The following is a 12,498-nucleotide window of genomic DNA, read 5'->3' as shown; positions in this document are numbered from 1 at the left end:
GATGTGAGCTACCGTGCGCAGAAGTGTAAACGGGAGGAGCTGCTGTGCCCATACGAAATAAACGGGAGGAGCCACAGTGCCCATACGAAACCTGACCGGAATCGGAGTCAGCGCCGGACGTGCGGCGGGGCCGGTGGCCACCATGGGCGCGCGCCGGCCCGCCCCGCCCGAACCCACGCACGTCGAAGACCCCGGCGCCGAGCGGGATCGGCTCGTCCAGTCGACCGGCCGGGTGTGCGCCGAAATGCGGCGCCGCGCCGTGGCCGCCACCGGCCCCGCCGCCGAGATCCTGGAAGCCACCGCCATGATCGCCGAGGATCCGAGCTGGGCGGCCGCGGCAGCGGAACTGATCGAGCAAGAGCGGGTGGCGGCCCCGTACGCGGTATGGCGCTCGGCGGAGCAGTTCCGGGCCGCCCTGGCCGCCGCCGGCGGCTACTTCGCCGAGCGGGTGCGCGACCTGGACGACGTGCGGGATCGGGTGATCGCGGACCTTTCCGGCATCGCGCCGCCGGGCCTGCCCGATCCTGGAACGCCGTTCGTGCTGGTCGCCCGGGACCTGGCGCCGGCCGACACGGCCACCCTGCCAGCGGACCGGGTGCTGGCGCTGGTGACCGAGGAGGGCGGGCCGACCAGTCACACCGCGATCCTCGCCCGCGCGCTGGGCATCCCCGCCGTGGTGGCCTGCCCGGGCGTCACCGCGATCGCGGACGGCACCCGGGTCGGCGTCGACGGCGGCACGGGCGAGGTGGTGATCGAGCCGGAGGACGCCGATCTGTTCGCCGCGCCCCGCCGGGACCGGCCCGCGACCGTCGATTACCGCGGCCACCTCGCCGACGGGACCGCCGTGGCCCTGTTGGCCAACGTCGGTGAGCCCGCCGACGCAGGGCGGGCGCGCTCGCTCGGGGCGGCCGGGGTGGGGCTGCTACGGACGGAGTTCCTGTTCGGCGACCGGCTCACGCCACCCACGCTCGACGAGCAGGTGGCCGCGTACGCCGAGGTGTTCGCCGCCTTCCCGGGCGGGCGCGTGGTGGTACGCACGCTCGATGCCGGCTCGGACAAGCCGCTGCCGTACCTGACCGCCGGCGTGGAGACCAACCCGGCGCTCGGCGTGCGTGGCCTACGCGCGATGCGCACCGACCCGGAGTTGCTGGACACCCAGCTCTCGGCCGTCGCCGAGGCGGCGCGGCGGTCGCACACCGAGGTCTGGACGATGGCACCGATGATCGCCACCCCCGCGGAGGCCGCCGAGTTCGTGGCCCGGGCCCGGGCGCACGGTCTGGCCCGGGTCGGCGCGATGGTCGAGGTGCCGTCGGCCGCCCTCCTCGCCGACGACCTGCTGGCGGTCGTCGACTTCGTCAGCGTCGGCACGAACGACCTGACCCAGTACACGTACGCCGCCGACCGGCTGGTCGGTGCGCTCGCCGCCCTCAACGACCCGTGGCTGCCCGCGGTCCTGCGCCTGATCCAGATGACCGGGGACGCCGGCCGCCGGCTGGGCAAACCGGTCGGGGTCTGCGGCGAGGCCGCGGCCGACCCGTTGCTCGCGCTCGTGCTGGTGGGACTGGGCGTGACCAGCCTTTCCGCGACCGCCCGGATGCTGCCGGCGGTGGCGGCCGTACTCGGGTCCGCAGACCAGGCGCTGTGCGCGCGGCTGGCCGACATCGCGCTGCGGGCGGGCGACCCGGCCGCGGCGCGGCGCGGAGTCCGCGAGGCCGCGGCCGAGGCGATCGAGATCGTTTGAGCCTTGCCCGCCGGCATGTTTCGGGGCCATGATGTATCACATCGGTTCACCTTGCTGAGCATATGTGCAGACGGGAACCGGCTGGTGAGGGAGGAATCGCATGGCGTACCTGGAACGGCTCGTGGATCGGGAACGGCGGGTGGGCCGCCCCATCCGGGTCGGGCTCGTCGGTGCCGGACAGATGGGCACCGGATTCGTCGCGCAGGTGGGGCGGATGCCGGGCGTGGAGGTCGCGGCCGTCGCCGACGTCGCGCCGGAAAGGGCACTGTCGGCGTACCGGCGGGCAGGGCGCGCGGACCCGCTGCTCGCGTCCGACCCGGATCTGCTCGCCGCCGCGATCGAGGCCGGCCAGCCGGTCGCCATGGACGACGCCGAACTGCTGGCCCACCTGCCGGTCGACATCGTCGTGGAAGCCAGCGGCATTCCGGAGGTGGGCGCCCAGGTCGCGCTCAGCGCGCTGCTGGCCGGCAAGGACGTCGCGCTGCTGACCGTCGAGGCGGACGTCACCGTCGGCCTCGCACTGACCAACCTGGCCAAGCGGATGGGCCGGGTCTACACCGTCTGCCGCGGAGACGAGCCGGCCGAGGCCAAACGGCTCGTGGACTACGCCCGCGCGCTCGGCTTCGACGTGGTCTGCGCGGGCAAGGGCAAGAACAATCCGCTCGACCGGCATGCCACCCCGGACACCGTCGCCGCGACCGCCCATGCGCGTGGGATGAACCCCAAGATGCTCGCCAGCTTCGTCGACGGCTCCAAGACGATGATCGAGATGGCCGCGCTGGCCAACGCCACCGGCCTGAAGGTGAGCCGGCGGGGAATGCACGGCCCGGCGGCCACCGTGCAGCAGCTCGCCCAGGTCTTCCGCCCCGCCGCCGAGGGCGGCGTGCTGGAGCAGTGGGGCGTCGTCGACTACTGCACCGGCTCGGTCGCACCGGGCGTCTTCGCCGTGGCGCACTGCCCGGACGCGGTCGTCGCGGAGGAACTGGAATACCTCAGCATGGGGCCGGGCCCGTACTACACCTTCTACCGTCCCTACCATCTAGCCAGCCTGGAGGCCCCGCTCACGGTCGCCGAGGCGGTGCTCGACCGGGAGCCCAGCCTCGCCCCGACGACGTGGATGGCCGAGGTCGTCGCGGTCGCCAAGCGCGACCTCAAGGCCGGCGAGATCCTCGACGGCATCGGCGGGTACATGGTCCGCGGCCTGACCGAGGCCGCCGGCGTCGCGGCGGACGAGGGACTCGTGCCGCTCGGACTGGCCGGCGGGGCGACACTGCTCCACGACGTCCCCGTCGACCGGCCACTGACCCGCGACGACGTCGCCCTGCGCGACGACACCGTACTGGCCACCCTGCGCCGCCTGCAGGACCAGGCGGTCGGCGGGGCCAGCCTGAGCACGGCCAACTCCGCGCCGGTACTCGCCGGGACGAGGGCATGACCGGCGTATCGGCCGACCCGGACCTGGCCCGCCAGGTGCTCGGCACGATGTGGCGGATCCGCCGCTTCGAGGAGGCGGTCGACGAGCTGTTCGCCCGCGGGCTGATGCACGGCACCATGCACCTGTCGATCGGGCAGGAGGCGGTGCCCACCGCGACGTGCCTGGCCCTGCGGCCCACCGACAGCATCACCTCCACCCACCGCGGCCACGGCCACTGCATCGCCAAGGGCGCCGCGCTGGACCGGATGATGGCCGAACTGCTGGCCAAGCGCACCGGTTACTGCCGCGGCCGGGGCGGGTCGATGCACATCGCCGACGTCGCCACCGGCAACCTCGGCGCCAACGGCATCGTCGCCGGGGGAGTGCCGATCGCGGCCGGCGCCGGGCTCGCCGCCCGGCTGCGCGGCACCGACCAGGTGACGGTGAGCTTCTTCGGCGACGGCGCGGTCAACGAGGGCGCCTGGCACGAAGGGGTCAACCTCGCCGCAATCTGGTCACTGCCCGTCGTGTTCGTGTGCGAGAACAACCAGTACGGCATGTCCATGCCATCTACGAAGGCATCCAGGACCACGCTGGCCGAACGTGCTTCCGGGTACGGCATCCCAAGCACCACTGTGGACGGAAACGACGTGCAGCAGGTGTACGACGCGGTGACCGACGCCGTCGCGCGCGCCCGGTCCGGTGATGGGCCCTCCTTTGTGGAGGCCGTCACCTACCGATGGAAGGGACACTCCAAAAGCGACAAGAACCTGTACCGCACCCGCGACGAGATCGAGCAGTGGCGGGAGCGGGACCCGATCACCCTATTCGAGGCGGCGGCGAGCGAAATGGGCGCGCTCGCCGCCGCCGACATAGACCAGTGCCGGGAGCAGGCCAGGCAGGCCGTGCGCTCCGCCGTTCAAGCCGCCATGGCCGCACCCGACGCCGACCCCGCCGAGCTGGCGGACGCGGTCTATGCGAAGTGACCTGACGTACGCCGAGGCGGTCCGCGAGGCGCTGGCCGAGGCGCTGGCCGCCGATGAGCGGGTGTTCCTGCTGGGCGAGGACATCGGGGTGTACGGCGGCGCGTTCGGCGTGACCGGTGACCTCGTGCACCGCTTCGGGCCCGAACGGGTACGGGACACGCCGATCGCCGAACTCGGCATCGTGGGCGCGGCCGTCGGCGCGGCGCTGGCCGGCATGCGCCCGGTGGTGGAGATCCAGTTCTCCGACTTCACCGCGCAGGCGATGGACCAGATCGTCAACCAGGCCGCGAAAATCCACTTCATGCTCGGCGGGGAGGCGAGCGTGCCGCTGGTGCTGCGCGCGCCGACCGGCTCGGGCACCGGCGCGGCCGCCCAGCACTCGCAGAGCCTGGAGGCGTGGTTCGCGCACGTACCCGGGCTCAAGGTGGTCATGCCGACCACGCCCGCCGACGCCAAGGGCCTCCTGCTGGCCGCCATCGACGACCCCAACCCGGTCATCGTGCTGGAACACAAGCTCCTCTACCGCACCAACGGCCCGGTCCCGGCTGGCGCCGGACGGGTGCCGCTCGGCACGGCCGCGGTACGCCGGCGCGGCGCCGACCTCACCATCGTCGCCACCGGCGTGATGGTCAGCCGCGCCCTCGACGCCGCCGACCAGCTCGCCGCCGCGGGTGTGGCTGCCACCGTCATCGACCCGCGCACCCTCACACCGCTGGACGCCGACCCGATCCTGGCATCGGTCATCGAAACCGGCCGGCTGCTGCTCGTCCAGGAGGCACCGCGTACCTGCGGCTACGTCGCCGAACTGGCCGCGCTGGTCGCCGAGTCCCGGGCGTTCGGCTACCTGCGCGCGCCGATCCGGCGGCTGTGCGGGCTGGACGCCCCGATCCCGTACGCCCCCCAGCTCGAGACGGCCTGTGTGCCCCAGGTGCCGGAGATCGTGACTGCCGGCGGCGAACTGGTCAAGGAGTGGTGATGCGCGAAGTGCCCGTGCTGATGCCGAAGATGTCCATGACCATGCAGGAGGGCACGCTGCTGGTCTGGCACAAGGCCCCAGGAGACCCGATCCGCAAGGGTGAGCCAATCTGCGACGTGGCCACCGACAAGGTGGACATGGAGGTGGAAGCGCCGGCCGACGGCACGCTGACCCGCACCCTCGCCGCACCCGACGACACCGTCGAGGTCGGCCGGCCCATCGCCTACATCGCCAGCGCCGCCGACGACCTGCTCGACGGATTGCTCGACGAGCAAGCGCCGGCCCCGGCCGCCGCACCGGCTCCCACCCCGACGCCGGTGACCGTGCCCGCGGCGGGGCGGGCTCCCGCCGTACCCCTGGCTCGGATGCGCGCGGCGGCGCTCGCGATCGACCTCGCCACGGTGACCGGCAGCGGACCCGACGGCTGTGTGCTGGTCGCGGACGTGGAGCAGGTCGCGGCGGTGCGACCGTCCAAGATGGACATCCGTCGGCGGGCGGTCCGGGCGGCAACCGCGCGCCGGATGGCGCCCAGCGCCCAGGTGCCACAGTTCACCGTGTACGCGGACCTGGACCTCGACACGCTGGCGGCGGACCGCCGCGGATGCCGCTGGACCACGCTCATCGGGTGGGCCTGGGCCGCGGCCTTGCGCGGGCACGCCCTCAACGCGACCTGGGTGGACAGCGGCCCCGAGCTATATGATCATGTTGGTGTGGCGGTCGCCGTCGACACCCCGGTGGGTACCCTCGCCCCGGTCCTGCGTGACCCCGACCTCATGCCGGTCGGGCGGGCGGACACGCGCGTCCGCGACCTCGCCACCCAGGCGCGGGCCGGGAAACTCGATCTGGGCAGTCTGACCGGCGCCACCACCACCCTGCTCAACCTCGGCGGGCTCGGCGTCGTGACCGGGCAGACGCCGCTGACCCCGCCGCAGGGGACGGCGCTCACTGTGGGCACCATCGCCGCACAGCCCGTGGCCGCCGCGGACGGCGTCACGGTACACACCCGGGGCCGGGTCGGCCTGACCGTCGACCAGCGACTGGCCGACGCCGCGGACGCCGCCCGACTGCTCGGCCGCCTCCGTGGCCTGCTCGCGGACCCGCAAGCACTCCACGAGGCGAGGTGACATGCGCAATGGGCTAACCCGTGCGCGAGCGGCCGGAGTCGTGCTGGCCGGCGGCAGCGGGGCACGGTTCCGTGCCGAGCAGAACAAGGCATACCTCCCGCTCGCCGGGCGCAGCCTGGCCTCCTGGTCGCTGCGATCGCTCGCCGCGACACCGGACATCGGCGCGCTTGTCCTGGTCGCCCGCCAGGAAGACCACCGCACGGCCCGCTGGATCGTCGAGCGCGAAGTCGACGACCGCGAGGTCGAGGTGGTCTGGGGCGGCGCGACCCGGCAGGAGTCCGAACTCAACGCCCTGCGCCACCTCGCCGGCCGCATCGACGCCGGCGAGATAGACGTCGTCGTCATCCACGACGCGGCCCGGCCGCTGGCGTCGCCCACGCTCACCGCGGGCGTGATCCACCTGGCCAGGGAACACGGCGGGGCCATCCCGTGCGTCCCGGGCGAAGACCTCGTCGAGGTCGACGGCGACGGTGCCGTCACCGGCACCCACCTGCGGAGGCTGGTCCGCGCACAGACCCCCCAGGCATTCGCGGCCGAGCCGCTGCTCACGTCGTACGAGGCCGCGGCCCGCGCCGGATTTGTCGGCACCGACACCTCGTCCTGCCTGGAGCGGTTCAGCACCGTCAAGGTTCACTGGCTGATGGGCGAGGCGGTCAACCTGAAGATCACCTATCCGCAGGACCTGTTCCTGGCCGAGCAGATCCTGGCCACAGCCGAGTACGACCTGTTCTAAGGGGCGTCGCGTGACCGACCTACACCTCACCACGCTGACCTGCCTGCGCTGCACCACTGAAACCCCCCACGAGCTGCGCTACGCCGGCCGATTGCTCGTGGCGAGCCGGTGCAACGCCTGCGGCCACGAAATGACCACCGCAGACCCGCACCGCTACCTGCTCGACCTGGGCCATCGCGCGGCGTCCAAGCCGCGGCGGATGCTGCGCCGCCTCAGGCGCGACCCCGGCGCGTTCCTCTGGACGCTGCCCGCGGCGATCGCGGTCAAACCCGTGAAGCTGGCCCGCGAACTGGCCATCGTTGTCCGGGTCACCGAACAACGCCGCGGCGGGTGGCGGCCCGACCGGTCTTGACGATGGGAGTTGCACACCGATGGACACGCTCGGCCGGTTGGGTGAGGAGTACTTCCGCCTGCATTTTGCCGGCGATCCGTTCCAAGCCAGTGTGTTCGGCGTGCCCGGGTATGAGGCGGAGGTTCCCGACCCGAGCCGCGCCGCCGCCGCGCGGCAGCACGGCGAGCTGGCCCGGCTGGCTGCGGAGCTCGCGACCGTCGACCGTGACGCCCTCGACCGGGAGGGCCAGGTCAGCCATGCGATCCTGAGCCGGCTGCTGCGCGATGAGCAGCAGAGCTTGCGGGGTGGTGTCGCCGAGGTCGCGGTCACCGCCAGCATCGCCGGGCCGCTGGCACAGGTGGTGTCGACCGTGCCGGCGGGGACCGGTTCCAGCGAGGCGTACGCGGCCCGGCTGGAGAAGTTGGGCGGTTTCTTCGACCGGCATGTGGAGCGGTATCGGCAGGCGGCCGCCGATGGGCGGTTCCCCACCGAGCTCGGCGTGCGCCAGGCGATAGCCCAGGTCGACGCGTACCTCGCCACGCCTGTCGAACGGGACCCGTTGCTGCGGCCGGACGGCCAGGACTCTCGTGTCGCCGAGGTCATCGCTTCGGGGGTACGCCCGGCGCTGAGGCGGTTCCGGATGGCGCTCGCCGAGCATCTGCTGCCCGATGGCCGGCCCGGTGAGCGCGTCGGGCTGTGCCACGTGCCCGGGGGTACCGACGCCTACCTCGGCCTGGTCCGTGCCTACACCACGACCGAACTCGGGCCGGAGGAGATTCACCAGATCGGGCTGGACCTGGTGGCGGGATTGCGTGCGGAGTTCGCCGAGCGCGGCGGTCGGACGCTGGGGACCAGCGACGTCGACGAGGTTCTCGTGCGGCTCCGCGAGGATCCTGGGCTTCGGTTCGGCTCTGCGAAGGAGATCGTCGACACCGTCACGGGCGCCTTGCGGCGGGCCGAGGACGCGGTGCCGGACTGGTTCTCCAGCTATGACATCGCGCCGTGTGTGGTGCGCGAGATGGACCCGGCCGAGGCGGAGAACTCGGTGCTGGGCTACTACGTCGCTCCCGCCGCGGACGGCTCGCGGCCCGGCGCGCACGTGGTGAACACCTACCGGCCGGACCTGCGGCCGCGGTTCGAGTACGAGGTGCTGGCATTCCACGAGAGCGTTCCCGGGCATCACCTGCAGATCGCGGTCGCCCAGTCGCGCGATGACCTGCCGCGGTTCCGGCGCTTCGCGTTCTTCGACGCGCACGGCGAGGGCTGGGGGCTGTACACCGAGCGGCTCAGCGACGAGATGGGTCTGTTCACCAGCGACCTGAGCCGGCTGGGCATGGTGTCGTTCGACGCTTGGCGGGCGTGCCGCCTGGTGGTCGACACCGGCATGCACCACCTCGGTTGGTCCCGCGAACGGGCGATCGCCTACATGCGCGGCAACACCGCACTTTCGGAGACCAACATCGCCAACGAGGTCGACCGGTACATCGCGATGCCGGGGCAGGCGCTGGCGTACATGATCGGGCGGCTGCGCATCCAGCAGCTACGTGATCGCGCACGCGCGGCGCGTGGCCCGGCGTTCGACATCCGCGCGTTCCACCACGAGGTGCTCGCCCACGGGCCACTGCCGCTGGACACGCTGGAGGAGCTGATCGCCGCCGGCTACTAGCCTCGGTCGCACTGTCCATGGCGGACGGCCGGTTGCCGGCGGAGGCGGCTCCGCTCCGCCTCGGGGTGGTCCAGCTGAACGAGGATGGTCGTGGTCTCGCGCCATGCGCGCTCGGCCGGTTCCGGATGACCGGCGGCGTACAGCGCATCGCCGAGCCGGGTGAGGGTCATCGCCTCGTAGTAGCGCTCACCGCGGTTGCGGAACAGATCCAGCGCCCGCCGGTAGCACTCGATGGCCTCGCCATGCTCGCCCCGGTGGTGGCGGACGCAGCCGACGGTGTCCCACGTGTCGGCCTCGCCGTGCAGGTTTCCCGCCGTCCGGTACAGCGCCAGAGCCTGCCGCCCGACGGCGAGGGCTTCGTCGTACCTGCCGAGCTGAAGGTTCTTCCACGCGGTGTTGTTCAGCGTGAGTGCCTGGCCGGCCACGTCTCCGGTGGCCCGGTACAGCAGCATCGCGCGGCGGTCCTCGGCCAGTGCGTCCTCCACCCGGTCCAGGCGGACCAGCAGGCTCCCGAGCGTGCGGTGCGTGGCCGCGCGCCCGGACAGGTCGTCGAGTCGCGCGTACAGTTCCAGGGCCTGCGACAGGTGCCGGTGCGCCCGGTCGTGATCCCCCATCATGGAGCAGGCGTACCCGAGGTTGCGGTGCAACCGCGCCTGGGCGGCCCTGGCGCCGTCGCGTCGGGCGGCCGACAACCCGATCTCCAACGTGTCGTGCCAGTCGCGCCAGTGCCCGCGCCGTTGCAGGAAGTCCGCGGCTGTCCACGCGAGCTGCCACGCGTACGTGTCGAGATCGGCCCGCACGGCCATTCGGACCGCGGCCGTCAGAACGGCGTGTTCCCGGCTGAACCACGCCAGGCACCCGTCGACTCCCGGTGGCGGCTCGACCATGGCACCGGGACGGGGCGCGGGCAGCTGCACCCGGTCGCGGCCCGGGTACAGGGTGGCGGCGGCCGCGGACGCCGTATGCAGCAGGTGGTCCAGGAGGCGGCCCAGCGCGTCGGGGCGTTCGGCGTCGGTCACCAACCCGGTGGCGTACGCGCGCAAGAGGTCGTGCATGGCGAACCTGCCGGGCGCCACCTCGGCAAGCACGTTCGCGTCGCGCAGCGCCGCGAGCTCTCGCGCCGTCACGCGCACGGGCCGGTCGGCGAGGCTGGCCGCCGCGGCGACGCCGACCTCCGGACCGGGATGTAGCGCCAGCAGCCGGAACAGCCGAGCGGCCGCCGGGTCGAGGGCCCGGTACGACCAGGAGAACACGATCCACAGGTCCGAACGGGACTCCCCGCGGGCCAGAATGTCTGCGCGGGCGTGCTCCTGACCCAACTGCGTGGCGAGGTCGGCCAACGTCAGTTCCGGTCTGGTCGCCGCGTGCGCCGCCACCACGCACAGCGCGAGGGGGAGTGCCGCGCACGCGGCCACGATCCGGTCGACCACCGCCGGTTCAGCCACGAGGCGCTCGGCGCCGATCCGCTCAGCCAGCAGCGTCGACGCCTCCGTGTCCGACAGCGGGCCGAGCGTCAGCGGGTAGGCGTCGTCGACGGCGACCAGGCTGGCCAACCCGTTGCGGCTGGTGACCACGGTCAGGCATCCCGGGGCACCGGGCAGCAACGGCCGGACCTGCTCACCGTCGTGCGCGTTGTCCAGGATGACGAGCATCCGCCTGCCGGCCACCAGGCTACGGAACAACGACGCCTGACCGTCCACTGTGGTGGGAACCTCGTTCGGCGCGACGCCCAACGCCGACAGAAACCCGTCGAGCACCTCCGCCGGACGCAGCGCCGGTCCGGACGGGTCGAAGCCGCGGAGGTTGACGTACAGCTGCCCGTCCGGGAACCGATCGGCGACCCGGTGGGCCCACGCGACGGCCAGCGTGGTCTTGCCGATGCCCGCCATCCCGTCGATCACGGCGAGCGTGGCCGTCTCCACGAGGTCCGTGAGCACGGCGAGCTCGCCGGCGCGTCCCACGAAGGTGCGCACCGTCGGCGGTAGCTGACGCGGCGGCACCAACGCCGGGCGGCCGGGCACCCGCCCGGCCACCCGGCCGGCCACCGCGCGGGTGCGCCGGAACGCGTGCTCCACCACCGCGTACCGTCCGCGCCAGTACTCCTCCACGCCCGTGCCCGGAGGCAGGCCCGCCGCGGTGCCGCGCTGTTCGGCGTACTCGCAGAAGCCGCGTACCAGTGAGCGGATGACATCCCAATCGGGCGGGCGGCGCACCCGGCCACCGAGGATGGCACCGATCTGGCTCTTGCTGAGCAGCGCGCGGGCACCCAGCGCGCGCAGGCCCGGCCCACCCGCCTGCTGCCAGGCCGACCGCAGGTCGGCGCAGAACTCGCCGAGCAACTGGTCCGGCACGTCCACGGCAGTCACGTCGTGTGTCCGGTGCTGTCCGGTGCGCCGGACGCCACCGGCGCGGCCCAGCAGGCGGCACCTTCCCCGGTGTCCGGAGCTGTCCCGCGCGCGGCCCGTTCACCGGGCCACGAGCCGAGCCTGGGGACGCCCACCCCGAACCGAACCTGAGCCTTGGAGGTCTCGTGAAGCGAAGAATGTTGAGGACGGCCGCCGGCGCACTGCTGGCTGTCGTCATGGTGCTGCCCGGCGGAGCGCGGCCCGCGCAGGCGATCCCCCGGCGGCGATCGCGGCGGTCGTCTCGTTCGCCAGCTCGGCCTACTCGTTGATCCAGGGTGTCTTCCGGCCCGGTGCGTCCGCGGACGACCTCAGTGCCGGGGTGCGGCGGATCATCGCCGCGATCGAGACGTCGAAGACGGAGATCCTCGCGCGCATCGACGCCATCGCCACCGCCGAGGCATCGGCCTGCGCGCGCCAGGCGGTCATCGAGTTCGCCGACATCGAGTCGTTCACGCCGCAGACGATGCAACGGTGGGCGCAGGATGCCACCGGGTGCGTCACCCTGATCAGCAGCCTCATCGGTACTGTCAGCACCAAGTCGGAGACGGACGAGCTCGGGATCGCGCTCAACACGGCCGGACCGATCGCGATCGCGGCCCGGGCCCGGGCCGGCTTCAGCATCGACTCGCTCAAGACGATCGTGGTGCAGGGAAACCGGTCCCTCGTCACGCTCCTCGAACCGGCATGTTCGTTGACGCCATTGTGGGGCGACCAGCCACCGGGGTCGCGCGAGGTCGAAGTGAGCGTCCGGTGCACCGTGTACCCGGGAGTCGTTTCCGCCGGGCACATCATCGTTGAGGGCCAGCGGAACAAACCGTTGCGTGTGCCGTTCAGCGCCTACGAGCACATCTTCACCGCGGCATCGAACCAGACCAGCCGGGCGGTGGCACTCGCCGCCCTGCAGATCATGCCGAGCTGACGGGTTCGTGAACCATGGGCGGATCCGGTCGATCGACCGGATCCGCCCACGCCGTTCGGTGCGGTGCCACACACACATTGTTCGTCCCCCGGCGGTCGCCGGATGACGTTCCGGTGAGGGTGAGGAAATCAAAAGATGGTGAGCTGCCGCGACGCCCGTCGCGGTCCAGGCCGTTGCTCCCGCGGCCGCACCCTCCGCGTCCC

The 12,498-nt window shown here is 72.5% G+C and carries 10 protein-coding genes; 9 read left to right on the top strand and 1 reads right to left on the bottom strand.

Annotated features, from left to right (window positions below):
* Positions 1-76: 76 nt before the first annotated feature.
* The 8 genes from ptsP to Prum_RS04020 all read left to right on the top strand — a co-directional run bounded on the left by ptsP (position 77) and on the right by Prum_RS04020 (position 8,971).
* Positions 77-1,741, top strand: a complete 1,665-nt coding sequence (gene ptsP / locus Prum_RS04055; RefSeq protein ID WP_173074087.1) for a phosphoenolpyruvate--protein phosphotransferase — start codon at positions 77-79, stop codon at positions 1,739-1,741.
* A gap of 100 nt (positions 1,742-1,841) precedes the next feature.
* The gene (locus Prum_RS04050) at positions 1,842-3,176 is read left to right on the top strand and encodes an NAD(P)H-dependent oxidoreductase (RefSeq protein WP_173074085.1); all 1,335 of its coding nucleotides are present in this window, start codon (positions 1,842-1,844) and stop codon (positions 3,174-3,176) included.
* Positions 3,173-4,141, top strand: coding sequence for a thiamine pyrophosphate-dependent dehydrogenase E1 component subunit alpha (locus tag Prum_RS04045; protein WP_173074083.1), 969 nt, complete (start codon positions 3,173-3,175; stop codon positions 4,139-4,141). Before Prum_RS04050 ends, Prum_RS04045 begins: the two co-directional genes overlap by 4 nt.
* A complete protein-coding gene (locus Prum_RS04040) occupies positions 4,131-5,117 on the top strand; it encodes an alpha-ketoacid dehydrogenase subunit beta (RefSeq protein WP_173074081.1) in 987 nt (328 codons plus the stop codon). Before Prum_RS04045 ends, Prum_RS04040 begins: the two co-directional genes overlap by 11 nt.
* Positions 5,117-6,241 (top strand): 2-oxo acid dehydrogenase subunit E2, encoded by a 1,125-nt coding sequence (locus Prum_RS04035; RefSeq protein WP_173074079.1) that lies wholly within the window; start codon positions 5,117-5,119, stop codon positions 6,239-6,241. Before Prum_RS04040 ends, Prum_RS04035 begins: the two co-directional genes overlap by 1 nt.
* A gap of 1 nt (position 6,242) precedes the next feature.
* Positions 6,243-6,974 carry an IspD/TarI family cytidylyltransferase gene (locus Prum_RS04030; protein ID WP_173074077.1) on the top strand — a complete coding sequence of 244 codons (732 nt, stop codon included), beginning with the start codon at positions 6,243-6,245 and terminating at the stop codon, positions 6,972-6,974.
* Between the two features lie 10 nt (positions 6,975-6,984).
* Entirely contained in the window at positions 6,985-7,326 is a 342-nt protein-coding gene (locus Prum_RS04025) for a hypothetical protein (RefSeq protein ID WP_173074075.1), read from the top strand.
* Positions 7,327-7,345: 19 nt separating this feature from the next.
* On the top strand, positions 7,346-8,971 hold the full coding sequence (locus Prum_RS04020) for a DUF885 domain-containing protein (RefSeq protein ID WP_173074073.1): 1,626 nt from the start codon (positions 7,346-7,348) through the stop codon (positions 8,969-8,971).
* On the opposite strand, the gene Prum_RS04015 is transcribed toward Prum_RS04020, so the two are convergent.
* Complete coding sequence (locus Prum_RS04015; RefSeq protein WP_173074071.1) at positions 8,968-11,337, bottom strand: ATP-binding protein; 2,370 nt, start codon at positions 11,335-11,337, stop codon at positions 8,968-8,970. The genes Prum_RS04020 and Prum_RS04015 overlap by 4 nt on opposite strands.
* Positions 11,338-11,641: 304 nt before the next feature.
* On the opposite strand from Prum_RS04015, the gene Prum_RS04010 reads away from it, so the two are divergent.
* Positions 11,642-12,295 (top strand): hypothetical protein, encoded by a 654-nt coding sequence (locus tag Prum_RS04010; RefSeq protein WP_173074069.1) that lies wholly within the window; start codon positions 11,642-11,644, stop codon positions 12,293-12,295.
* Positions 12,296-12,498 lie beyond the last annotated feature (203 nt).

The sequence above is a fragment of the Phytohabitans rumicis genome (assembly GCF_011764445.1).
GTDB lineage: Bacteria > Actinomycetota > Actinomycetes > Mycobacteriales > Micromonosporaceae > Phytohabitans > Phytohabitans rumicis.
Note: the sequence above shows the minus strand (reverse complement) of the source record. Positions and strands in the feature narration are given on the sequence as shown.

Bases quoted from the DNA above. Each gene is read 5' to 3' on its own strand.
- Prum_RS04050 (WP_173074085.1), top strand. From the start codon at position 1,842: ATGGCGTACCTGGAACGGCTCGTGGATCGGGAACGGCGGGTGGGCCGC.
- Prum_RS04045 (WP_173074083.1), top strand. From the start codon at position 3,173: ATGACCGGCGTATCGGCCGACCCGGACCTGGCCCGCCAGGTGCTCGGC.
- Prum_RS04040 (WP_173074081.1), top strand. From the start codon at position 4,131: ATGCGAAGTGACCTGACGTACGCCGAGGCGGTCCGCGAGGCGCTGGCC.
- Prum_RS04035 (WP_173074079.1), top strand. From the start codon at position 5,117: ATGCGCGAAGTGCCCGTGCTGATGCCGAAGATGTCCATGACCATGCAG.
- Prum_RS04030 (WP_173074077.1), top strand. From the start codon at position 6,243: ATGCGCAATGGGCTAACCCGTGCGCGAGCGGCCGGAGTCGTGCTGGCC.
- Prum_RS04020 (WP_173074073.1), top strand. From the start codon at position 7,346: ATGGACACGCTCGGCCGGTTGGGTGAGGAGTACTTCCGCCTGCATTTT.